This window comes from Streptomyces viridochromogenes, from assembly GCF_001270495.1.
GTDB lineage: Bacteria > Actinomycetota > Actinomycetes > Streptomycetales > Streptomycetaceae > Streptomyces > Streptomyces viridochromogenes_A.
In genome coordinates, this window is sequence record NZ_LGUR01000219.1 from 98,156 (window position 1) to 120,788 (window position 22,633).

The window sequence follows — 22,633 nt, forward strand, 5'->3', positions numbered from 1 at the left end:
CCCCTATGGACTTCGGGTTCGCGGCGGAGGATGAAGCGTTTCGGTTGGAAGTGCGGGCGTGGCTTGAGGAGTACCGCAAGGACGCCCAGGACCGGCGGACTTGGGAACGGACTCTCGGCAAAGCCGGCTGGATAGGGCTTGGTTGGGCCGAGGGCGGTTACGGCAATCGGAGCGCCACCCTCACCCAGCAGGTCGTCTGGGCCGAGGAATACGCGCGGTCGGGGGCGCCGGCCCGGTCCGGGCATATCGGGGAGAAGCTTCTGGCGCCCACCCTCATCGCGCATGGCACCGAGGAGCAGAAGGCGCGGTTTCTGCCGGCGGTCGCGGCTGGGGACGAGTTGTGGTGTCAGGGGTACAGCGAACCCGGGGCGGGGTCGGATCTCGCGGGGGTTCGGACCAAGGCCGAGGTGGGGGCGGACGGGGCGTATCGGGTCACGGGGCAGAAGATCTGGACCTCTCTTGCTCATGAGGCCGACTGGTGTTTCGTGCTGGCCCGTACGGACCCCGGGTCGAGCCGGCATCACGGGCTGTCCTTCCTTCTCGTTCCCATGGATCAGCCGGGGCGTATCGAGGTGCGGCCCATTCGGCAGATGACGGGGACCAGTGACTTCAACGAGGTGTTCTTCGACGGGGCACGCGCGCGTGCGGAGCACGTCGTGGGGGGAGTGGGCGGTGGCTGGCGCGTCGCGATGAGCCTGCTCGGGTTCGAGCGGGGGGTGTCGACGCTGGCCCAGCAGGTCGGGTTCGCCCAGGAGTTGGAGCGGGTGGTGCGGGCCGCCGTGGAGACGGGGGCGGTCGGTGATCCCGTGGTGCGTGAGCGGCTCGTGCGGCAGTGGGCCGAGCTTCGGGTGATGCGCTGGAACGCGTTGCGCACCCTGGGGCGGTCCGGGGACGCCGGGGCGCCCAGCGTGACCAAGCTGCTGTGGGGTGGCTGGCATCAGCGGCTCGGGGAGCTGGCGATGCTGGTGCGGGGCGCGGCAGGTGGGGTCGGGCCGAAGGAGTGGTCGGCCTCCGTGCCGTATGAACTCGACGAGGCTCAGCAGCTGTTCCTGTTCTCCCGGGCCGACACCATCTACGGCGGATCCGATCAGGTTCAGCGCACGATCATCGCCGAGCGGGTGCTCGGCCTGCCCAGGGAGCCCAAGGGGGTCGTCTGATGCGCGGTGTGGTGTTCGACGGGAAGCGGGTCCAGGTCGTGGACGACTTGGCGGTGAGGGATCCGGGGCCCGGCGAGGTGCTGGTCGCGATCTCGGCCGCCGGGTTGTGCCACAGCGATCTGTCTGTGGTGGACGGGACCATACCTTTTCCGGTTCCTGTGGTGCTGGGCCATGAGGGGGCGGGGGTCGTGGAAGCGGTGGGTGTGGGGGTCACCCATGTCGGCCCCGGCGACCATGTGGCGCTGTCCACGCTCGCCAACTGCGGTACGTGCGCGGAGTGCGACCGGGGAAGGCCGACGATGTGCAGGCAGGCGATCGGGCGGCCCGGGCAGCCCTTCACCCAAGGAGGGCGGCCCGTCTTCCAGTTCGCGTCCAACTCCGCCTTCGCGGAACGGACCGTGGTGAAGGCCGTACAGGTGGTTCGCATCCCGAAGGACATTCCCATGCCGTCCGCCGCGCTGATCGGGTGTGGGGTGCTCACGGGAGTGGGGGCCGTCCTCAACCGGGCGAAGGTGGACCGCGGGGACAGCGTGGTCGTGATCGGGACCGGCGGTATCGGCCTCAACGTTCTTCAGGGGGCGCGGATCGCGGGTGCCCTGCGGATCGTCGCCGTGGACGCGAATCCGGCGAAGGAGGCGGTGGCGCGGCAGTTCGGGGCGACCGACTTCCTGACCTCGACGGAGGGCGTGCGGGAACTGCTGCCGACGGGGGCCGACCATGCCTTCGAGTGCGTGGGGCGGGTGGAGCTCATCCGGCAGGCGGTCGATCTGCTCGACCGGCACGGTCAGGCGGTTCTGCTGGGGGTTCCCCCGGCCGGCGCCGAGGCGTCCTTCGTCGTGTCGTCGATGTACCTGGACAAGTCGATCCTGGGGTGCCGGTACGGGTCGTCGAGACCGCAGCGGGACATCGCGCTGTACGCCGAGCTGTACCGGGACGGGCGGTTGTCGCTGGACGAACTGGTGACGCAGACGTATCCCGTGGAGGAGTTCGAGAGGGCGGCGGCGGACGCTGAGGCGGGGAAGGTGGCTCGGGGAGTGCTCACCTTCTGACCTGGACGTCGACGCGGCCCTCCGCGCGGAACGTGCGCCGATAGCTGGTGGGCGTGACGCCGAGCGCCGCCTGCAGGTGCTGCCGCATCGACTGGGCCGTACCGAATCCGGCGTCCCCGGCCACCTGGTCGACCGAGAGGTCGGTGGACTCCAGGAGGTGACGGGCGCGTTCGACGCGCTGCTGGGTGAGCCACTGGCCGGGGCTGACGCCGACCTCCTCACGGAAGCGGCGGGTGAAGGTGCGCACCGACATGGCCTCCTGGTCCGCCATGTCACGCAGCTGGATCGGCTCATGGAGGCGGCCCAGGGCCCAGGCGCGGGCCGTCGTCGTGGACGCCTGCTGCGGGTCGGGGACCGGGCGGTGGATGTACTGGGCCTGGCCGCCGTCCCGGTGGGGCGGTACGACGGTGCGGCGGGCCACGTCGTTGGCGACCGCCGTGCCATGGTCGCGGCGGACCATGTGGAGGCACAGGTCGATCCCGGCCGCGACACCGGCCGAGGTCAGCACCTCGCCGTCGTCGATGAACAGGACGTCCGCGTCGACCTCGATCTTCGGGAACAGCCGCTGGAAGCGCTCGGCGTCGGCCCAGTGCGTGGTGGCCGGGCGGCCGTCGAGCAGGCCGGCTGCGGCCAGGACGTAGACGCCGGTGCAGATGGAGGCGAACCGGGTGCCGGGGCGGACGTGGGCGAGTGCGGCGGCCAGGTCGTCGGTCAGTACACCGTCCTCGAAGACCGGGCCGAGTTCGTACGACGCCGGGACGATCACGGTGTCGGCGGTGGCCAGGGTCTCCGGCCCGTGCTCGACGTGGATGGCGAAGTCGGCGTCGGTCTGCACCGGGCCGGGCGGCCGGATCGAGCAGGTGACGACCTCGTAGAGGAGCCGCCCCAGCGCGTCCTTGGGGCGGCCGAAGATGCGGTGCGGGATGCCCAACTCGAAGGGGAGCAGGCCGTCCAGGGCCAGGACGACGATGCGGTGCGGGCGGAACTCGGGCTCGGGCTCGCGTTCGGGCTCGGGCTCGCGCTCCTGGTTCTCCGGCTCACTGCTCATGGCCCGATCCTAACGAATGCTGTCCTTCGGGCCAATGGCTTCACGGCCGCGCAGGCCCGAAGCTCGTTGTCGTGACGCAGACAACCGAAGCCACCGCCGCCACCGTCGACAGTTCCCCGGCCGGGCCGGGCCGCCCGCGCATCCACCGCGCCTGGTTCGTCGCCGCCGTCGCCTTCGTGACGATCCTCGGCGCGGCCGCCTTCCGCTCCCTGCCGGGGCTGCTCATCGACCCGCTGCATCAGGAGTTCGGCTGGTCGCGCGGCACGATCGGGGCCGCCGTCTCCATCAACCTGGCCCTGTACGGCCTCACCGCCCCCTTCGCCGCCGCGCTGATGGACCGCTTCGGCATCCGCCGCGTGGTCGCGTCCGCGCTCATCCTGATCGCGCTCGGCTCGGGCCTGACGTACTGGATGACGGCGGCCTGGCAACTGCTGCTGTGCTGGGGTCTGCTGGTGGGCCTCGGCACCGGCTCGATGGCGCTGGCCTTCGCCGCGACGGTCACCAACCGCTGGTTCACCGAGCGGCGCGGGCTGGTCACCGGCATCCTCACCGCAGCCTCGGCCTCCGGCCAGCTGATCTTCCTGCCCGTGATGGCCCTGATGGTCGACGGGGGCAACTGGCGCCCGGCCGCCGTCACGGTCTCCCTCGCGGCCCTCGCGGTCGTCCCCTTCGTCCTGCTGCTACTGCGTGACCACCCGGCCGACGTGGACCTGGAGCCGTACGGCGCGAAGGAGTTCGTGCCCAAGCCGGACCCCGTACCGGGCGCCGCCCGCCGCGCCGTGACGGTTCTGCTGAAGGCGGCCCGCACCGGACCCTTCTGGCTGCTCGCCGGCACCTTCGCGATCTGCGGCGCCTCCACCAACGGCCTCGTCCAGACCCACTTCGTGCCCGCCGCCCACGATCACGGCATGCCCGTCCCGGCCGCCGCCTCGCTGCTCGCGGTCATCGGCGTGTTCGACGTGATCGGCACGATCGCCTCCGGCTGGCTCACCGACCGCTTCGAGGCGCGCCGCCTGCTCGCGGTCTACTACGCCCTGCGCGGCGTCTCGCTGCTGTTCCTCCCGATGCTGCTCGCGCCGAGCGTTCACCCGCCGATGCTGTTCTTCATCGTCTTCTACGGCCTCGACTGGGTCGCCACCGTCCCGCCCACCGTCGCCCTGTGCCGGGAGCAGTACGGCGAGGACAGCGCGATCGTCTTCGGCTGGGTCCTCGCCTCCCACCAGGTCGGAGCCGCGCTGGTGGCCGTCCTCGGCGGGGTCGCGCGGGACGTCTTCGGCACATACGACGTCGTCTGGTACGCGTCGGGCGCGCTGTGCGCGGCGGCGGCGCTGATGGCGCTGGTGATCCGGCGGAGGCCGGCTCCCGTGGCGATGGCGGCCTAGGGAGGTCCGGACGCTCCGAGGCCCCGAGGCCCCGAGGCCCCGAGGCCCCGAGGCCCCGAGGCCCGGAGGTCCGGAGGTCCGGCGGTCCGGCTGTCCGGAGAAGGGCTAGAGGAACCGTCCCTTGTGGAACAGCAGCGGCGCCTCGTCCTCGTCGCTCGCCCCCAGGGCGTCCACCCGGCCTACGACGATGAGGTGGTCGCCCCCGGTGTGCACCGCGTGGATCGTGCAGTCGATCCACGCGAGCGTGCCCGCGAGGCGCGGTGAGCCGGAGACGGGGGCCGCGTCGTAGGTGACCCCCGCGAACTTGTCCGCGCCGCTCACCGCGAAGGCGCGGCACAACTCGCCCTGGCCGGCGCTCAGGACGTTCACACAGAAGACGCCCGCGCGGGCGATGCGCGGCCACGTCGTCGATGTCCGGCCGACCATGAAGGCGACCAGGGGCGGGTCGAGGGAGAGGGCGGAGAAGGACTGGCAGGCGAAACCGGCGGGGGCGGAGCCCGGGGCTGCGGCTGCGGCTGGGGTCGCTGTCGGGACGGGGGCCTGAGGGTCGTCGGTGGTTCCTGGTGCCGTGACAACGGCCACGCCCGTCGCGAAGTTCCCGAGTACCCGCCGGAACTCCGCCTGCCCGACCGGCGCCCGCTCGTCCTCGCCGACGCAGCGAAGTGCCGGGCGCGGCAGCGCCGTCACGGGCGATGCGTCGGCCGACCTGAGGTAACGGACGGCGGCGGCGGCCATTCCTGCGTGTCCCATCACATCGACCATTGAACCTGACGGCCCGTCAGATAGGAAGGGGTGCGACCGCCCTGGGCGGCGCGGGGAGCGGGCCGGGGCTACCCTCACCCTCCCCTGTACTCGATGCTCACCGCCCCCTGAACTCGGCGCTCCTGCGCTCCACGAAGCTCGCCACGCCCTCCCGCGCGTCCTCCGTCGTCATGTTGATCTCCTGCGCGGCCGCCTCCGCCGCGAAGGCGGTGGCGCGGTCGGTGTCGAGGGAGGCGTTGACGAGCTGCTTGGTGAGGGCGAGGGCGCGGGTCGGGCCGGTGGCGAGGCGCTCGGCCCACTCGCGCGCCGTCTTGTCCAACTCGTCGTCCCGGAGGACGCGGTTGACGAGGCCGAGCCGCTCCGCGTCCGCTGCGCTGAGCGCGTCGCCGAAGAACATCAGCTCCTTCGCCCGCTGGGGGCCGATCAGGCGCGGCAGGAGGTACGCCCCGCCGCCGTCGGGGACGAGGCCGCGTCGTACGAACACCTCGATGAACCTGGCCGATTCGGCGGCCAGTACGAGGTCGCAGGCGAACGCGAGATGCGCGCCGAGGCCCGCCGCGGTGCCGTTCACCGCCGCGATCACCGGCTTCTCGCAGTCGAGGACGGCGGCGATGAGGCGCTGGGCTCCGAGCCGGATCGTACGGGCCACGTCGCCGGGGACTCGGTCAGCGCCCACTCGCTCACCGCCCACCTGCTCACCGGCCCTCCGCTCACCGCCCACTCGCTCACCGCCCACCTGCTCACCGGCCCTCCGCTCACCGGCCGCCGACGGCCCTCCGGCGCCGCCCCGCAGATCCGCCCCCGTGCAGAAGCCGCGGCCCGTGCCGGTCAGGACGACGGCCCGGACGTCCGGGTCCGCGGAGGCTTCGGCGAGCAGGGTGATGATGCGTTCGCGCTGGTCAGGGGTGATGGCGTTGAGGGCTTCGGGGCGGTTGAGGGTGATGCGGCGGACCTGATTGTCAGTGGCGTGCAGTACCAATGACTCGACGGAATTTCCGGACACACGGGGGGATCCAGGCATGTTCACTTCCTCGTCGGTACGCATCTCAGCGGCACACGACCAACGCGTCCAGCGCCACCGCGCCCTGCCCCCTGGGCAGCACCATCAGCGGATTGATGTCGAGCTCCGCGAGGTCGTCCCCGAGCTCCAGCACCATGCGCTGCACCCGCAGGACGACCTCCACGAGCGCGTCGAGGTCCGCCGGGGGCCGCCCCCTGACCCCGTCGAGGAGGGCCCGCCCCCGCAGTTCCGCGCACATGTCCCGGGCCTGCTCCTCACCGAACGGCGGCACGCGTACGGCCGTGTCGTGCAGCACCTCCACGAGCACCCCGCCCAGTCCGACCGTCACGGTCGGACCGAACAGGTCGTCGTGCGCGGCGCCCACGACCATCTCGACACCCCGCTCGACCATCTGGCAGACCAGGACGCCGTCCAGGGAGACGTCCTCGTAGCGGGCGATGTCGGTCAACTCGCGGTAGGCGTCCCGGACCTGGCTGGCGGACGTCAGTCCGATCTTGACCAGGCCGAGCTCGGTCTTGTGGGCGATCCGCGCGCCGGACGCCTTCATCACCACCGGGTAGCCGACCAGCCCCGCAGCCCGCACGGCCGCCGCCGCGCTGGTCACCAACTGCTCGCGCGGGACGCGGATCCCGTACGCCCGCAGCAGCTGCTTCGCCGCGTGCTCGCTCAACTGCTCGCCCGGGCGTATCAATGCCTGCGCCTTGCGGAAGGACGGCGAGGGCGTGCGCGGGGCCTCGTCGAAGGGGGAGCGGTAGCCGGTGACGAAGCGGTGGTGGTCGAGGTAGGCACGGACGGCGGTGATGCAGTTCGCCACCGTGCGGAAGGTGGCCACCCGCGAGGACCCGAGCAGGACCTCGCGGTACGCGGGCTCGGTGCCGACCGGCGACCCCCACACCACGCACACCAGCTTGTCCGTCCGCTCGGCGGCGTCCACCAGATCCTGCACGAGCCGGTCGCTGAGCGGCGGGAAGGGGCCGGTGACGGGGCAGATCAGCACCCCGACCTCGGGGTCGGCGAGGATCGAGTCGATGATCTTCCGGCCGCGCCAGTCGCCGACCGGGTGCCCGCCGTTGTCGACCGGGTTGGCCACGCTCAGATACTCCGGTATCCACTGATGCAGCTCGGCCTGCCTGGCCTCCGACAGCGCCGGCAGCCGCAGCCCTGCCTCGGTCGCCAGGTCGGCGAAGTGCGCGCCCGTGCCGCCCGAGATCGAATAGACGACCACGCCGTCGGCGCGGGGCGGCCGCGCGCGGGCCAACAGGGTCGCGGTGTCCTGGAGTTCGTCCAGGCCGTCGACCCGGATCACCCCGTACTGCCGCATCGCCGCGTCCACCACCGCGTCCGCGCCGGTCAGCTTGCCGGTGTGTGAGGCGGCCGTGCGGGCGCCGGTCTCGGTGCGGCCCACCTTGACGGCGACGACGGGCACCTTGCGGCGGGCGGCACGGTCGGCGGCGAGCAGGAACGAGCGGCCGTCCTTGAGGCCCTCCACATAGCAGGCGATGGCGCCCACCTCGGGCCGCTCGGCGAAGTAGGAGATGAAGTCGGCGGTCTCCAGGTCGGCCTCGTTGCCGGTGGGCGCCCAGTGGGAGAGGCGGATGCCGAGCTCCTGGAGGGCGAAGACGGGGCGGCCCTGGTGGCCGGACTGGGTGATCAGGGCGATCGCGGGACCGTCCAGGTCGTCCCGGAACCGCTCGAAGGCGTTGAGGTTGGTGTTGGGTCCGAGCAGCCGCATCCCGGACCGCCGGACGGCGGCCGCGAGCCGGTCCTGGGCGGCGGCGCCCTCCTCGCCGGTCTCGGCGAACCCGGAGGCGAAGACGACGGCGAACTTCACCTTGGCCTCGGCCAGTTCCTCGATCACCGGAAGGGGATCGGCGACCAGCAGTACGGCGAGATCGACCTGCTCGGGCAGGTCGGCGACGGAAGGGCAGCAGGGGATGTCGAAGACGGACGGGCGGCTCGGATGCACCGGGTGGAGCCGGGCACCGACCCGCTCGGACCAGGCGATCAGCTGGCGGGTGACACCGGTGTTGGGCCGCCCCTCGGCGTCGGAGGCGCCGATCACGGCGACCGACTCCGGCCGGAAGAAGCGGTCCAGATCGGGCACGTCGGAGTACAGCGGACGGCCGCTGACGTCGAGATCGTCGACCTCGGCGGGCCGGCCGTGGACGGCGGGCCCGGGCTGCTCGCCACAGGCGATGACCCGGGCCCGGCGGGAGTCGGTGGTGAGGGTGCCGTGGGTTGATCCAAGCATCGGTCCGCCCGCTCCTGTGTGACAGCGATTAACTGACGCAGTGTCAGATTAAAGGAACTGACACCGTGTCAGGAACGGCTGTGCACGCAAAGTTGGTGGAGCGTCGGGCATGCCGCGGCGGGCCGTGCTCGGGCGACGCCGCTTGGCCGGTGTCGCTCACAGCACCGTCAACACCTCCTTCGCCACCCGCTCACCCGACCGCACCGCCCCGTCCATGAAGCCCATCCAGTGCGTGGATGTCTCCGTGCCGGCCCAGTGGATGCCGCCGACGGGTGCGCGCAGGGCGGGCCCGTACTGGGTCAGGACGCCGGGTGCGGCGATGGAGACGGGGCCACCGCGGGTGTAGGGCTCGTTGTTCCAGCGTTGCAGGACGAAGGAGGTGGGGGAGGCCGCTTTCTCGCCGAAGTACCTCGCGTAGTCCTTCAGCACGGCCGCCCGGACCTCCGCCTCGCTCGCCGCGTCCAGCTTCCGGGCCTCGTCGGCCTCGATGAAGCCCATCAGCGCGCCGTAGGAGGCGTCGGGCGGGGAGTTGTCGAAGGTGGAGCTGATCACGCCGGTGTCGCTGACGACCTGGCCGTTGAGGCCGTCGGCGCGCCAGAAGGGGGTGTCGTAGATCGCGATGGCCTTGCCGACCGAGGCCATCGGCAGGCGCTGGGTGAGCTGGTCGCGGGAGGCCGGCAGCACGGGGTCGTAGGTGATACGGGCGGCGATGGGCGGGGGTACGGCGACGACGACCTTCCTGGCGGTGACGGTGACGCCGTCGGCCGTGACGACGTAGCCGCCACCGGACCGGGCGATCGTGCGCACCGGGGCGCTGAGCACCACCCGGTCGCCGAGCGTGGCGGCGAGTTTGATCGGCACCAGCTGGGAGCCGCCGACGAAGCGCAGTTCCTGGGCGCCGTTCGCGGTCTCGGTGAGGCGTTCCAGGGTGCCGGGGTTCGAGGAGTTGCCTGCGGCGGCGATGTAGAAGAGGACGAACAGGAAGGAGAGTTCACGGGGCTCGGCCGAGAAGATCGACGTGCAGGCCACGTCGAAGAGGAACTTCGCCGACGGGACGACGGCGTTGGCGCGCAGCCAGGTCTCGAAGGTCTGCCGGTCCCATTCGTCGGCCTTCGCGGCGGTCCAGGGGGCGTCGACCGGGATCTGCTTGGCCAGGTCGTCGAGCGTGGCCTGCACGATCGCGGCGTTGGCGAGCCCGGCCGCGTCGATGGGCGGGACCGCGCCGAGGATGCCGTCGGTGGCGTAGGGGGTCTTCTTGCCGTCCTTGTAGAGGAGGTTGTCGCCGGTGTTGTAGGTGGTGAAGGTCTGGACGCCGAGCGAGTCGGCGAGGGCCTTGATGCGGTCCTGGGTGGGGCCGATGAACTCGCCACCGCCCTCGGTGACGCCACCGTTCGCCAGGTCCAGGCCGACGACCCGGCCGCCCACCCGGTCGCGGGCCTCCAGGACGACGACCGACTTGCCGGCGGCCACCAGGTCACGGGCCGCGGTGAGGCCGGCCAGGCCGGCGCCGACGATGGCGACGTCGGCCTGGCGGGTGGTGGCCGCCGAGGCCGTACCGGATCCGGTCGCGGTAAGGGTGGCGGCACCGGCCGCGGCGGCTGCGCCGCCGAGGAGGGAGCGCCGGGAGAGTCGGGGGTTTCGGGGGAACTGTCGTTCGCTTGCCACGTGCGTCCTCCGTCAGGGCGAGAGGGGGCGGAGCAGAGAAGGTGGAGCAGAAAAGTTGAACAGTGCTCACATTCTGGCCCCGTGCGGCGGCGCGGTACAGCTCTCCCGTCACAACTGACTCGCAAGTAACAGGGGATATACGTAAGAGAGTTGAGGGTGTCTATGTCACCGGCAGCCGGGAGACGCGTCGGCTGCCGTCTCGGGCGATGGCCTTCGCGATCTTCCGGGCGTCGATCGCCATCTCGCGGAGGTTGCCGCTGATGGGGTTGGTGTAGCCGGTGAAGTACAGGCCGGGGGCGTGGGCGGGCGTCCGGGCGCCCTGGACGACCGGCTTGCCGCGCGGGTCGAGTACGTCGAGGTGGCCGAGGAACCCTTCGAGTCCACGGACGTACCCGGTGGCCGCGATGACGGCGTCCGGGGAGACGCGGCTGCCGTCGGCCAGGAGCACCTTGTCGTCCTCGAAGCCGTCGACGGCGGCCACGATCTCGACACGGCCCTTGCGTACGGCGTCGATGAGGCCGACGTCGAGGACCGGGATCGCGCCGTCCTTGACCCGGCTGTAGAGGCCGGAGTCGGGGCGCGGCAGCCCGTGGGCCGACAGGTCCGGCACGCTGAGCCTGGCCACGGGCTTGGCGAGCCGGTCGACGAGCCCGACCGGCAGCCGCCGTACGAGGATGCTCGTGCGCTGGGCCGGCCAGCCGGCGGTGGAGCGGCGGACGATGTGCGGGGTGGTGCGGACCGCCAGCCGTACCCGTGCGGCGCCGCCCTCCACCAGGTCCACGGCGATCTCGGCACCGGTGTTGCCGACGCCGACGACCAGCACGTCACGGCCCGCGTAGGGGGCCGGGTTGCGGTACTCGCCGGCGTGCAGGAGCTCGCCGGAGTAGTCGGCGCGGCCGGGCCAGTCCGGGACGCGCGGGGTGTGGTTGTGGCCGGTGGCCACGACGACCGCGGCACCGGTCAGTTCACGACCGCCGGTCGCGCGCAGCAGCCAGCCGGAGCCGTCCGGTGCGGGCTCGATGCGGGACACCTCGACGCCGGTGACGATCTCCAGGTCGTGGTGCTCGGCGTACTTCTCCAGGTAGCGCACGACGTCGTCCCGCGACACCCAGCGCCCGAAACGACGCGGCATCGGCAGTCCCGGCAGGCCCGACAGCCGTCGGGTGGTGTGCAGATGGAGCCGGTCGTAATGGCGCCGCCACGACGCGCCGACCCGGTCCGACTTCTCCAGCACGACGGCCCGCAGCCCCTGGGCGCGCAGCGCCTGTGCGACGGAGAGTCCGCCGGGGCCGCCGCCGATGACGTAGACGGGGCGGTCCGTGGGGGTCGGGGACGCTGTGGAGTCGGCCATGTCCGGGAGCGTAATCACGCAGCCGGTTGATGGGTCTCGGTCAAGCCCGGAATTGGTTGCGGATCGATCACGGCTGTAGGAGGGGTGGGTGGGATCTGTGGCGTAGATCTCCTGGTTGTGGGGGTGGAGTGGGCGAGGGAGGGTGCGGGTGAGGGGCGAACTCGTCGCCGCGTCCGGGGAGTTACTCGCCAGGGGCGCGGAAGGTGACCTGGCGGCGGGTGGCCTTGTCGATCTCGTCCAGGGTGAGGAGCGGGGTGGCCTGGGTGTGGAGGGCGCCGCTGGCCTTGACGGTGAGGCTGACGGCGGCCATGGAGATCGCGTCGGGGAAGTCGATGATGCACACGAGGTCGTCCTCGCCGAAGGTGAAGTACATGGCCTCGACCTTGCCGCCGAGGTCGTTGACGACCCGGTCGACGGCGGCGCGGCGGCCGCTCGCGCCTTCCTTGAGCAGACCCTTCGCGCCGTCGGGCGTGTAGGTCGCCTGGATGAGGAACTTGGGCATGAGCTGCTTCCTGACCTCGCGTGTCCGGTACGCAGCATGACCTTCCCCCTGGCGCGGCGGCGGCCGCTCAGGGACGGGAAGGATTCACCCGATGGAGCCCGGAGCCCGGAGCCCGGACGCCGGACGCCATGGCTCATGTACTCGGGTGGGCCTGAGTACTTGCGCTCTGTCGGTGATCAGGCGAGGCGGCGACGCTCGGACCATGCGCCAAGGACATCGAGGACCACACGAACCGGACGGACCACACGGATCTGTTCCCCTGCTGCTGCCGTTCCTTGTGACGGCTGGAGTGTCGCTGGCGGGGTGGGCCGCCTGGCTGGGCTGGGATCAGCATCGCGACGTACAGCCCGACGGGAGCACGACCGGCCCCTACGAGGCGTGGCAGGTGATCGGGCTGGTGCTGACGCTGCTGGTGCCGGTGTCCTGGGCGGCCTGGCGTCACGTCACGGGCGCTGTGCTCGGCACCACGGCCGGTCTGACCGTTGCGGCCTGCTACGACTGGTCGGACGACGCCAGTGGCCTGTACGGGGTCGGGGTGGGGATGGTCATGCTCGGGACCTTCGCGGTGACCGCCGCCCTTTCCGCCGTGATCAGCTCCGTCATCGCTCCGCGCATCGGTCGGCCAGGCTGAGCCGGGCCGCGCACTGGCCGGCACCGATCCCTGGCAGGGGATGGCATGGGATGGCATGAGTCGGCGTCGATTCCTGGCATGCCACGGTGCCGGGGATCCGTCCCGGATGCACAGCGATTGTCAGGCTCCACTCATCTGACGTACCGTCAGATTCATGGACGCGATCTGGCTCACAGGTGCGGAATGGCTGGCCGTGCTCCGGATAGGCCTCGGGCTGTGGTGGCTGGAGAGCTGGCGGCACAAGGACAAGAAGAGCTGGTTCGAGGGGGCGGGGATCTCCTGGGCGGCGGACGTGGCGGCCAAGCATCGCTGGAACGCCGTACGGTCCGGCTTCGAGGCCGTCGTGGCGCCACGGCCGCGGACGATGGCGTACGTGGTGCTGTACGCGGAGCTGGCCCTGGGACTCGGGCTCATCCTCGGGTTCCTGACCCCGATCGCCCTCGTCGGCGGGCTGCTGCTCAACGTCCTCTACTTCACCCTCATGATCCACGACTGGGGCGAGCAGGGGCAGAACTCGATGATGGCGCTGATCTCGCTGGTCGCGCTGTTCGGGATGTCGTGGCAGTCGTGGTCGGTGGACAGCGCGCTGGGGCTGTTCTGATGAGCGCCCCGCTGAACGGCCCGCCGAACTCCCCGCCGAACGCCCCGCGCTTCGACGTTCCGGAAGCCGACGCCTTCACCCGTACGTACTGGGACGCGGCGGCCGAGGGGCGGCTGCTGGTGCGCCGCTGCCGCGCCTGCGGGCGGGCCCACCACTACCCCCGGGAGTTCTGCCCCCACTGCTGGAGCGAGGACGTCGACTGGGAGCCCGCGACCGGCCGGGCCACCCTCTACACCTGGTCCGTCGTGCACCGCAACGACCTGCCGCCCTTCGGGGAGCGGACGCCGTACGTCGCCGCGGTCGTCGATCTCGCCGAGGGGCCGCGGATGATGACCGAGGTGGTGGAGTGCGGGGACGCCGGGCGGCTGCGGGCCGGGACGGAGCTCTCGGTCGCCTTCCGGGACGGGGTGCCGGTGTTCCGTCCGGCCGGCTGACCGGCACGGGTTTCAATGGCCGTATGCCTCACGCCGACATACGCCCCGCCACCCTCCCCCTCCCCGACCTGCACGGCCACGGCCTGCGCCTGCGTCCCTGGGACCCGGACTCCGAGGCCGACGCCGAGAGCTGGTTCCGGGGCCGCATCGACCCGGAGTTCCAGCGCTGGAACACCCCGCTGAGAATCACCACGGACCGCGACAGCGCCCTGCAGTCACTCCGCGACACCGCACGGAAGACCTGCGAGGGCGCCTCGGCGGCGTACTGCGTCACCGACGCGGCGACCGGCACACCCCTCGGACACATCGGCGTCAACGTCATCGACCGGGTCATGAGCTCCGCCCGCGTCGGCTACTGGGTGCTCCCCGAGGCCCGCGGCCGCCGCGTGGCCACGCGCGCGCTCGCCCTCGTCGCCCGCTGGGCCGTCGCCGAGCCCGGTCTGGGCCTGCACCGGCTCGAACTCGGCCATGCCGTCGGCCACGATTCCTCCTGCCGTGTCGCCGAGCGCTGCGGTTTCCGCCACGAGGGGACCCTGCGGGGCGCGATGTGGGAGGCGGGGCGGTACGACGCGTACCGGGACGTGCATCTGCACGCGCGGCTGGCGACGGACCCGGACGTCGAGGTGTAGGGCGACGGATGCGGACGTCAACCTGTGGACCCGCGCCGCCGTGAACCCGTATACCCCCAACCCCCGCCTGAGGATGGGTTCTTGTGTCGGCTTCGTGTCCGCGGCGGAAAAGGGTGCACAGCCGCACCCGGGGCGCGAGATCATGAGGTATGCGCCCGGACGACTGGTACTGCACCCAGGATCTCAGCGGCTTCCTCTCCCATGCCGGTGGCTTCCTGCGCTCACGCCCCGATCTGCACACCGTCGCCCTGACGGTGACCGAGACGCTGCGCACCGGCGGGTTGCGCGCGTACGGCGACGAGGCGCCGGTGTTCGGTGTGCTGGAGGTGGGCGGGCAGGTGCGCGCCGCCTACTTCCGCACCCCGCCCTTCCGTCTGAACGTCACGCCGCTCACCCCCGACGAGGCCGAGTCCCTCGCCGGCCACCTGGCCGCCCTCGGCCACTCGGTGCCCGGAGTCGTCGCGGCCCGTGAGACCGCCGAGGCCTTCGCCGCCGCCTGGCGCCGCCTCGCGGGCGGCCGGGCCACGGTAAGCCAGCGCCAACGCCTGTACCGGCTCGGCAACCTGACCATGCCGCAGCCCCTCCCGGCGGGCCGGGCGCGGGTCGCGGGCGAGGAGGACCGGGAGGAACTGGTCCGCTGGTACGACGAGTTCGTCGCGGCCGTCGGCGACCATGCCGCCCGTGACGCCGCCGCCTGGGCCGACTCGCGGATCTCCTACGGCGGCGTCACCTTCTGGGAGGGCGAGGACGGCACCCCGCTGTCCATGGCCGGCGTGACCCCGGTGGTCGCCGGACAGGTCCGGGTGGCCCCCGTCTACACCCCGGCCCAGCTGCGCGGACGCGGCTACGCGGGCGCGGTCACCGCCCAGGTCAGCCGGGCCGTGCTCGGCTCCGGGGTACGCGAGGTACTGCTCTTCACAAACCTCGCCAACCAGACCAGCAACGGCCTATACCAGCGCATCGGATATCGGGCGGTGGCCGACTTCACGGCGTACGACTTCCGGGGGACGCGGGGCTTCCCGGGCAGGGCTTAGGGCCTGTCGTCGAGCCCTGCGATCCGCTGCCGCGGCCGGGTGATCCGTACGCGCTATGGTGCATCTGCAATCTGTTCGAAGAGTGCTCGCGTGTACGGGGAAAAGTAGGTCTCAGGGTGTCCGATCTGGGGAGGCTCATAGCCAACCGGTACCGGCTGGTGGAGCGCGTGGGCCGTGGTGGCATGGGCACCGTGTGGCGGGCCGAGGACGAAGTGCTCAACCGGCACGTCGCCCTCAAGAAGCTGCACGTCCCGCCCCACCTGCACGAGGACGAGGTCCAGCGGCTTTACGAACGCACTCGCCGTGAGGCCCGCAGCGCGGCCAAGATCACCCACCCCCATGTGATCGTCGTGCACGACGTCGTCGACGACGAGGGCCTGCCGTGCATCGTCATGGAGTACGTCCCCTCGGTCACGCTCGGGGACGTACTGAAGCGCCAGGGCGCCCTGCCGCCGGGCGAGGCCGCTCGGATCGGCCGCGGTATGGCCGCCGCGCTGCGCGCCGCGCACGACGCGGGCGTGCTGCACCGGGACGTCAAGCCGGCCAACGTCCTGCTCGGGCACGACGGCCGTATCGTCCTCACCGACTTCGGGATCGCGGTGGAGTCCGGAACACCGTCCCTGACCCGGACCGGGGAACTGGTCGGCTCGATCCAGTACCTGGCGCCGGAACGCCTGCGCAGCGGGATCGCCGAGCCCGGTCCCGCCTGCGACCTGTGGTCGCTCGGGACGACGCTGTACGAGGCGGTCGAGGGGCGGCCGCCGTTCCGCCGGGACACGGCGATCGAGACGGCGTACGCCATCGCCGCCGACCCGCACGAGCCGCCGCGCCGCGCCGCGGACCTGGCCCCGGTGATCGAGGGCCTGCTGGTGAAGGAGCCTGGCCTGCGCATGGACGCCCGGGAGGCCGAGCACCTCCTGAGCCGGGTGGCCGGCGAGGCGACCGTCCCCCTCGATCCGCCCACGCGACCGGAGCGGGTGCACGCCACCTCCCCGGCCACCGCCACCGCGACTCCCACCCCCACCCCCACCGTTCCCGGCGTCGCCTCCGCCGCGCCGGGGCGTAAGCGCGGCCGCCGCACGGCCCTGTGGATCGCCTCGGCACTGGTGATCGCCGCCACGGCGACGGGCGCCGTACTGCTGCGGCCCGGGGGCGATGACACTCCGCCGGGCGACGGCGCCTCCTCCCCGACCTCCTCCCGGTCCGGGTCCGGAACCTCGGGCAGCTCCGACGGCTCCGGCACCTCTTCGGAGGCGGGCGCCTCTCCGTCGCCGCTTCCCGCCGGATACCACCTCGTGAAGGCCGGCCAGGGGTTCTCCGTTCCCGTGCCGGACGGCTGGAAGGCCCAGAAGGTGCCCAAAACCGGTGAGGTCGCCTACATCGACCCGACCGGGCTGGTGGGCCTGAGGGTCGAGGAGGTCGAGTTCGCGGGGACCGATCCGCTCCAGCACTGGCGTGACACCGAGGAGGCCCAGACGCGCCGCGACAACGCGGGCTACGAGCGCGTCAGGATGAGCCGCACGACGTTCCGCGGACGGACCGCCGGGTACTGGGAGTTCACCTTCCAGGGCAGGGTGCGGGGGTACCGGGGGGTCGAGCTGGCCATCAACGGTGCCGACAACACCCAGTACGCCATCTACCTCTCCGCACCGGCCGCGCAGTGGGACAAGTACCGCCCGGTCTTCGACACCGCCGTCAACGGTATCCATCTGCGTGACTAGGGGGCCTTTCAGGACCCCCCTAAGGCCAGAGCAGCTCCTGGACCCAACCCTCCTTGGTACGGCGGTAGTTGAGCCGGACGTGCCGTCGCGCGGCGTCCCCCTGGAAGAACTCCACCCGGTCGGGGCGCAGTTGGTACAGGGTCCAGGTCGGCACCGGGGCGTCGGGTTCGTGCCGGGCCCGCTCCCACGCCGACCCGGAGGCCCGCGCCAGTTCCTCCGCCGAGCCCAGGACCTGGCTCTGGCGCCCGGTCAGCGCGGCCGCCAGCGCGCCGGTCGAGCGGGCGTGCAGGTCTGCCTGGCCCTCCTGGGCCGGGGCCGCCGTCACCGGGCCCCGCACCCGCACCTGGCGGCCCTGGGCCGGCCAGTAGAAGCCGAGGGCCGCGTACGGGCGGGCCGTGAGCTGGCGGCCCTTGGCGCTGTCGACGTGCGTCGCGAAGGACCAGCCGGACGCGTCGGCGCCGTGCAGCATCACGGTCCGTACGTCCGGCAGCCCCTCCTCGTCGGCCGTGGCGAGGGACATGGCGTGTGGTTCCACCTGCCCCGCCGCCACCGCCTGCGCGAACCAGGCCGTGAACAGGGCGAGCGGGTCGGCGGGCGCGGTGGCCGGGTCGAAGTCCGGCAACGCGGTGACCGCCGGGTCCCACACCCGCAGCGACCTCAGCAGCTCATGCAGTTCATTTCCCATGCCGCGATTGTCACGTGCGGGCGCCGCCCCGGCTCACACCTGGCCGAGGTCCGACGACACCCACCGTTCGGGCCGCATGTGGATGACGACCTGCTCGCCGTGGTTCTTCCAGGCGAAGTCGACATAGCCGTCGACCTTCTCGGCCGGGAGGTAGCGGGCCGAGATCTCGCGGAGCTGTTCGAGGGTGGCCGGGGTCGTCTTGACGACCGGTCCCTCGACGGACACGTACCGGATGGTGGGTTCGAGCCGGTCGATCATCAGGGAGATGCGGCCGGCCGCCTGGATCAGCTGGTTCTTGCGGGTGTCCAGGCCGGTCATGACCCAGATGTCGCCGCCGGGCTCGTACTGGTACCAGATCGGCAGGGTCAGCGGAGCGCGCCCCGGGCCCGCGTCGACCGACAGCGCGGCGATATGGGGTTCGGCAAGGAACTGTTCACGCTCTTCCCGGGTCAGGGCCATGCCTGTTTCCTCTCGGTCGTCGTCAATCCCTGCCCAGTACCAACGTCCCGGACGAGCAGAACCATCCCCCGGTCGCCGACGCCACCCCCAGCCGGGGCAAACCCCCGTCGCGCCGCGCCCGAACCTGCCGCTCCCCGCCCTCGCCCCGCAGCTGCCGCACCGCCTCCACCAGCAGGAACAGCCCCCGCATCCCGGGGTGTTGGGCCGACAGCCCGCCCCCGTCCGTGTTGACCGGCAGTTCCCCGCCCCGCACCAGCAGCCGCCCCTTCTCCACGAACGCCCCGCCCTCGCCCTTCCCGCAGAAGCCGAGGTCCTCCAGCGTCACCAGGGTCATGTAGGTGAAGGCGTCGTAGATCTCGGCGAAGTCGATCTCCTGCGGCCGCACCCCGGCCCGTTCGAAGGCGAGCCGCCCGCTGACCGCCGCCGGGCCCACCGTGAAGTCGGGCCACTCGGACATCGCGGCGTGCGAGACGTGCTCCCCGGTGCCGAGCACCCACACCGGGGCCGTACGGCAGTTCCGTACGTACTCCTCGGCGGCCAGCAGCACCGCCGCGCCGCCGTCGGAGCGGATGCAGCAGTGCAGCTTGGTGAAGGGGTCGGCGATCATCGGCCCGTCGAGCACGTCGTCGACCGTGATCGGGTCGCGGAACATCGCCTCCGGGTTCAGGGCCGCGTTCGCCCGCGCCTGGACCGCGACCTCCGCCAACTGCTCGACCGTCGTGCCGTGTTCGATCATGTGACGCCGGGCGGCCATGGCGTACTTGGCGATGAGCGTGTGGCCGTACGGGACCTCGAACTGAAGGGGGCCCCGGGATCCGAAGGACAGGTTTCCGGTCCGCCGGCCCGCCTTGATGTCGGCGCGGGCGGTGGAGCCGTAGACGAGGAGTACGGCGTTCGCGTGCCCCCGCGCTATCGCGTCCGCCGCGTGGGCCGCCATCACCTCCCAGGTCGCGCCGCCGACGGAGGTGGAGTCGACCCAGGTGGGGCGCAGGCCCAGGTACTCGGCCACCTCGACGGGGGCGAGGGTGCCGAGTCCGGCGGAGGCGAAGCCGTCCACCACCTGCCGGCCCAGCCCGGCGTCGGCCAGCGCGCGGCGGGCCGCCTGGGCGTGCAGGGCGTACGGGGTGGCGTCGTCCACCCGGCCGCAGTCGGAGAGGGCAACGCCGACCACGGCGACTTTCCGGCTCGCGGACGTCATGAGAGGAGCCTCCAACCTCTGGGCATCTCGTTCCGGCCCTCCTAATATGACGCTCCGTCAGATCTGGAGGGAAGAGCCTCTGGAGGGGAAGAGCCGGAGGGAAGAGCTCATGGACGCCAGCTTCACCCCAGAGCAGGACGAGATCCGCCGCACCCTGAGCGAGCTGCTCCACAGCCGCTGCGGCCCCCACGAGCTGCGTGCGGCCGTCGACGCCCCGGCCGGGCACGACCCCGCCCTCTGGACCGCCCTCGCCGAACAGCTCGGCCTGCCCGGACTCGCCCTCCCCGAGGTGTACGGCGGCGTCGGCTGCTCGGCGACCGAACTCGCCCTCGCCTGTGAGGAGACGGGGCGCTTCCTGGCCCCCTCCCCGCTGCTCGCCACCGCCGTCCTCGCCGCCCCGCTGATCGCCGCCCTCGGCACCGAGGTCCAGCGCACCGCCCTGCTGCCCCGCCTCGCCTCCGGCACGCTCACCGCCACCCTCGCCGTCCCCGGCCCCGCCCTCGCCACCGCCCTCGCCCTGACCGGCGACAACGGCGGCGACTGGGCCGGCGGCGGCCGGGCCGGGGGCGTGCAGGCCCGGCGGGCGGAGGGCGGCTGGCGGCTCTACGGGCAGGTCGACCAGGTACTCGACGGGCACAGCGCGGGACTGCTGCTGGTCGCCGCGCACGCCGGGGGGTTCGCCCGGTCGCGGACGCTGTTGTTCCTGGTGGAGGGGGACGCGGCGGGCGTCGCACGCGTACGGCAGACCGCCCTGGACGCGACCCGGCCACAGGGGCGAGTTCAACTCCGGGACGTGGAAGCGGCATTGCTGGGGGAGGAGGGCGCGGACGTGCTGGACGCGCTGGCGGGTGTCGGGGCCCTCGCAGCCGCCGTACTGGCCTGCGAGGCCGTGGGTGCAGCCGACCGCGCACTGGACCGGACCGTGGAGTACGTCAAGCAGCGAGAGCAGTTCGGAAGACCGATCGGCTCTTTCCAGGCGGTGAAGCACCGGTTGGCAGACGTATACGTGCAGGTCCAGGCAGCAAGATCAGCGGCCTATTACGCAGCCTGGGCCGCAACACCCTCCAGGGGCGCGGGCGGTGTCGATGTGCGGCTCCGCCGCGTGGGCGCGACCAGCCACAACGAACCCGCAGCCGCCCACCGGCACAACCCGGCACCCCACGCGGAGCGCCTCGCGCTCGCGCAGTCCCTGGAAGCACTCCGAACCGCGTCCGCCGAAGGCATCCAGTTCCACGGCGGCATCGGTTTCACCTGGGAACACGAGGCTCACCTGTACTTCAAGCGGGCCGCCGGTGACGAGCTGCTGTTCGGGCCGGTGCACCACCTGCGGGCGCACGCCGCCGACGCCGCCCGGCTCTTCGACGCCCAGGAGGTGGCGGTGTGATCGGCGTACGGGTCGTGCAGAAGGTGTCCTCGACGCGGGGCTTCGCCAAAGTCGCCCCGCACGTCATCCCGGTGCTCGACCGTGCCGTGCACCGGCTCACCCGCGGAAAGGTGCTGCTCAGCGCCCAGATGCTGCCCGGCGTGATCCTGACCTCCACCGGGGCCCGCAGCGGCCAGGCCCGCCGTACGCCGCTCGCCTGTATGCCCGAGGACGACGGGCGCTCCTGGATCCTCGTCGGCTCGAACTTCGGCCGCACCGGTCACCCCGCCTGGACCCACAATCTCCTCGTCCACCCCGATGCCGAGGTCAGCTGGAAGGGCAGGGACATCCCGGTCACCGCCCGGTTGCTGGAGGGCGAGGAGCGGGCGGCCGTCTGGAAGACCGCGCTCGCGTTCTGGCCGCCGTACGCGACGTACCAGGCCCGGGTGGAGCGGGAGATCCGGCTCTTCAGGATCGTCCGCAGGTCCCAGGGGTCGTAGGTCAGAGCGTGGCCAGTCGCTGTACGAGCAGGAACGCGCCGATGCCCAGCATGGCCGCCCCGGACGTGCGCGCGACGGCGCGGGCCGCTGCCGGGCGGGCGCCGAGGACGGCGCGGGCCGCGAGGCCCACCGTGAGGTAGACGGCCGCGCAGCACGCCATGTGGAGCAGGCCGAGTACGGCGGTCTGGGCGGGGACCGGCAGGTGGTCGCCCTTCGTCAGCAGGAACTGCGGCAGCACGGACAGGTAGAGCAGCAGGCCCTTGGGGTTCAGCCCGCTGATCGTGGCCCCGCGCAGAAAGGCACGGCCCCGGCTCGTGGCCACGGCCTCCTCGGCCGCCCCCGGTGTGCCCGGCCGGCGTAGTACCCCCCACCCCAGCCACACCAGATACGCGGCGCCCGCGGCCGTCAGCGCGGTGAGCAGCGCCGGCTCGCTCGCCACCAGCACCGCCAGACCGGCCACCGCGAGGACCGTGTGCAGCGCGTACCCGGTGACCAGACCCGTCACCGCCATCAGCGGGGAGCGGTCGCGCAGCCCGGCGGAGATCGCGTACGCCCAGTCGGCGCCCGGCACGCAGACGAGGAGCAGGTCGATGGCGAGGAAGGAAATGAGCAGTCCGGAGTCCATGGTGGCGAGATTAGGTCGGAATGGCCCGAAAGTGTTGTCGAAGTTTGCCCATGATCGGCGGTTGTGAGGGAAGATCTTCCTCATGGACGACGTGGACAGAAAGATCCTTGCCGAGCTTCAGCAGGACGGGCGGCTGACCGTGACCGAGCTGGCCGCGCGGGTGCGGCTCAGCGTCTCGCCGTGCCACCGGCGGCTGCGGGAGCTGGAGCGGGGCGGCGCCATCAGCGGGTACCGGGCCGTCGTGGACCCGGCCGCGGTCGGGCTGAACTTCGAGGCGCTGGTCTTCGTCTCCATGCGCCAGGAGGACCGGGACACGGTCGCCGAGTTCGAAACCGCCCTGGCCGGCATCCCGCATGTGGTGGAGGCGCAGCGGCTGTTCGGGGAACCGGACTATCTCCTGCGGGTCGTCGCCGCCGACCTCACCGCCTACCAGCAGCTGTACGACGACCGCCTGGCCACGCTGCCGGGGGTGCAGCGGCTGACGTCGACGCTGGTGATGAAGCATGTCGTGCGGGACCGGCCGCTGCCCGCCTAGTCGTGCGGGACCGGCCTCTGCCTTCCCGGG

The 22,633-nt window shown here is 72.1% G+C and carries 23 protein-coding genes; 12 read left to right on the plus strand and 11 right to left on the minus strand.

The features are described from left to right. Window positions 1–5 precede the first annotated feature (5 nt). Together ADK36_RS30175 and ADK36_RS30180 are read left to right on the plus strand one after the other, a co-directional pair. The gene (locus tag ADK36_RS30175; RefSeq protein ID WP_048581275.1) at window positions 6–1,157 is read left to right on the plus strand and encodes an acyl-CoA dehydrogenase family protein; all 1,152 of its coding nucleotides are present in this window, start codon (window positions 6–8) and stop codon (window positions 1,155–1,157) included. Then, on the plus strand, window positions 1,157–2,206 hold the full coding sequence (locus tag ADK36_RS30180; protein WP_048581276.1) for a Zn-dependent alcohol dehydrogenase: 1,050 nt from the start codon (window positions 1,157–1,159) through the stop codon (window positions 2,204–2,206). Before ADK36_RS30175 ends, ADK36_RS30180 begins: the two co-directional genes overlap by 1 nt. Here the strand turns inward: ADK36_RS30180 and ADK36_RS30185 are convergent. Next, window positions 2,196–3,254: a GlxA family transcriptional regulator gene (locus ADK36_RS30185; protein ID WP_234329926.1), complete on the minus strand. Its 1,059-nt coding sequence runs from the start codon at window positions 3,252–3,254 to the stop codon at window positions 2,196–2,198. The genes ADK36_RS30180 and ADK36_RS30185 overlap by 11 nt on opposite strands. A 71-nt stretch (window positions 3,255–3,325) precedes the next feature. Here ADK36_RS30185 and ADK36_RS30190 point away from each other — a divergent pair, with 71 nt between their 5' ends. Then, window positions 3,326–4,636 carry an MFS transporter gene (locus tag ADK36_RS30190; protein WP_048581277.1) on the plus strand — a complete coding sequence of 437 codons (1,311 nt, stop codon included), beginning with the start codon at window positions 3,326–3,328 and terminating at the stop codon, window positions 4,634–4,636. Between the two features lie 105 nt (window positions 4,637–4,741). On the opposite strand, the gene ADK36_RS30195 is transcribed toward ADK36_RS30190, so the two are convergent. The 6 genes from ADK36_RS30195 to ADK36_RS30220 form a co-directional block, all read right to left on the minus strand. Then, window positions 4,742–5,386 (minus strand): flavin reductase family protein, encoded by a 645-nt coding sequence (locus ADK36_RS30195; RefSeq protein WP_234329927.1) that lies wholly within the window; start codon window positions 5,384–5,386, stop codon window positions 4,742–4,744. 109 nt (window positions 5,387–5,495) lie between these two features. After that, window positions 5,496–6,419: an enoyl-CoA hydratase/isomerase family protein gene (locus ADK36_RS30200; protein ID WP_048581344.1), complete on the minus strand. Its 924-nt coding sequence runs from the start codon at window positions 6,417–6,419 to the stop codon at window positions 5,496–5,498. Between the two features lie 25 nt (window positions 6,420–6,444). Continuing rightward, window positions 6,445–8,670: an acetate--CoA ligase family protein gene (locus ADK36_RS30205; protein WP_048581279.1), complete on the minus strand. Its 2,226-nt coding sequence runs from the start codon at window positions 8,668–8,670 to the stop codon at window positions 6,445–6,447. Window positions 8,671–8,826: 156 nt separating this feature from the next. Next, on the minus strand, window positions 8,827–10,335 hold the full coding sequence (locus ADK36_RS30210; protein ID WP_048581280.1) for a flavin monoamine oxidase family protein: 1,509 nt from the start codon (window positions 10,333–10,335) through the stop codon (window positions 8,827–8,829). A gap of 160 nt (window positions 10,336–10,495) precedes the next feature. After that, window positions 10,496–11,686: a flavin-containing monooxygenase gene (locus tag ADK36_RS30215; RefSeq protein WP_048581281.1), complete on the minus strand. Its 1,191-nt coding sequence runs from the start codon at window positions 11,684–11,686 to the stop codon at window positions 10,496–10,498. A gap of 181 nt (window positions 11,687–11,867) precedes the next feature. Then, on the minus strand, window positions 11,868–12,188 hold the full coding sequence (locus ADK36_RS30220; RefSeq protein WP_048581282.1) for a GYD domain-containing protein: 321 nt from the start codon (window positions 12,186–12,188) through the stop codon (window positions 11,868–11,870). Between the two features lie 202 nt (window positions 12,189–12,390). Here ADK36_RS30220 and ADK36_RS30225 point away from each other — a divergent pair, with 202 nt between their 5' ends. The 6 genes from ADK36_RS30225 (at window position 12,391) to ADK36_RS30250 (ending at window position 17,238) form a co-directional block, all read left to right on the plus strand. After that, window positions 12,391–12,819 (plus strand): hypothetical protein, encoded by a 429-nt coding sequence (locus ADK36_RS30225; RefSeq protein WP_048581283.1) that lies wholly within the window; start codon window positions 12,391–12,393, stop codon window positions 12,817–12,819. Window positions 12,820–12,973: 154 nt separating this feature from the next. Next, entirely contained in the window at window positions 12,974–13,420 is a 447-nt protein-coding gene (locus ADK36_RS30230; protein ID WP_048581284.1) for a DoxX family membrane protein, read from the plus strand. After that, on the plus strand, window positions 13,420–13,854 hold the full coding sequence (locus ADK36_RS30235; RefSeq protein WP_048581285.1) for a Zn-ribbon domain-containing OB-fold protein: 435 nt from the start codon (window positions 13,420–13,422) through the stop codon (window positions 13,852–13,854). The genes ADK36_RS30230 and ADK36_RS30235 overlap by 1 nt, the downstream gene beginning before the upstream one ends. Window positions 13,855–13,877: 23 nt before the next feature. Further along, window positions 13,878–14,483, plus strand: a complete 606-nt coding sequence (locus ADK36_RS30240) for a GNAT family N-acetyltransferase (RefSeq protein WP_048581286.1) — start codon at window positions 13,878–13,880, stop codon at window positions 14,481–14,483. 149 nt (window positions 14,484–14,632) lie between these two features. Next, window positions 14,633–15,517 carry a GNAT family N-acetyltransferase gene (locus tag ADK36_RS30245; RefSeq protein ID WP_048581287.1) on the plus strand — a complete coding sequence of 295 codons (885 nt, stop codon included), beginning with the start codon at window positions 14,633–14,635 and terminating at the stop codon, window positions 15,515–15,517. Window positions 15,518–15,633: 116 nt separating this feature from the next. Further along, on the plus strand, window positions 15,634–17,238 hold the full coding sequence (locus ADK36_RS30250) for a serine/threonine-protein kinase (RefSeq protein WP_048581288.1): 1,605 nt from the start codon (window positions 15,634–15,636) through the stop codon (window positions 17,236–17,238). Window positions 17,239–17,257: 19 nt separating this feature from the next. Here ADK36_RS30250 and ADK36_RS30255 read toward each other — a convergent pair whose 3' ends face one another. Genes ADK36_RS30255 through ADK36_RS30265 form a run of 3 tightly spaced genes read right to left on the minus strand, consistent with a single transcriptional unit; the run spans window position 17,258 to window position 19,580 of the window. Further along, the gene (locus ADK36_RS30255) at window positions 17,258–17,923 is read right to left on the minus strand and encodes a pyridoxine/pyridoxamine 5'-phosphate oxidase (protein ID WP_048581289.1); all 666 of its coding nucleotides are present in this window, start codon (window positions 17,921–17,923) and stop codon (window positions 17,258–17,260) included. A gap of 33 nt (window positions 17,924–17,956) precedes the next feature. Then, window positions 17,957–18,382 (minus strand): pyridoxamine 5'-phosphate oxidase family protein, encoded by a 426-nt coding sequence (locus ADK36_RS30260; protein ID WP_048581290.1) that lies wholly within the window; start codon window positions 18,380–18,382, stop codon window positions 17,957–17,959. A 22-nt stretch (window positions 18,383–18,404) separates the two neighbouring features. Next, the gene (locus ADK36_RS30265; RefSeq protein WP_048581291.1) at window positions 18,405–19,580 is read right to left on the minus strand and encodes a thiolase C-terminal domain-containing protein; all 1,176 of its coding nucleotides are present in this window, start codon (window positions 19,578–19,580) and stop codon (window positions 18,405–18,407) included. A gap of 109 nt (window positions 19,581–19,689) precedes the next feature. On the opposite strand from ADK36_RS30265, the gene ADK36_RS30270 reads away from it, so the two are divergent. Further along, entirely contained in the window at window positions 19,690–20,964 is a 1,275-nt protein-coding gene (locus tag ADK36_RS30270) for an acyl-CoA dehydrogenase family protein (protein WP_048581292.1), read from the plus strand. After that, complete coding sequence (locus tag ADK36_RS30275; RefSeq protein WP_048581293.1) at window positions 20,961–21,443, plus strand: nitroreductase/quinone reductase family protein; 483 nt, start codon at window positions 20,961–20,963, stop codon at window positions 21,441–21,443. Before ADK36_RS30270 ends, ADK36_RS30275 begins: the two co-directional genes overlap by 4 nt. Before the next feature lies 1 nt (window position 21,444). Here ADK36_RS30275 and ADK36_RS30280 read toward each other — a convergent pair whose 3' ends face one another. Continuing rightward, window positions 21,445–22,068 carry a LysE family translocator gene (locus tag ADK36_RS30280; protein WP_048581294.1) on the minus strand — a complete coding sequence of 208 codons (624 nt, stop codon included), beginning with the start codon at window positions 22,066–22,068 and terminating at the stop codon, window positions 21,445–21,447. A gap of 82 nt (window positions 22,069–22,150) precedes the next feature. Here ADK36_RS30280 and ADK36_RS30285 point away from each other — a divergent pair, with 82 nt between their 5' ends. Beyond that, window positions 22,151–22,603, plus strand: a complete 453-nt coding sequence (locus ADK36_RS30285) for an Lrp/AsnC family transcriptional regulator (protein WP_048581295.1) — start codon at window positions 22,151–22,153, stop codon at window positions 22,601–22,603. Window positions 22,604–22,633 lie beyond the last annotated feature (30 nt).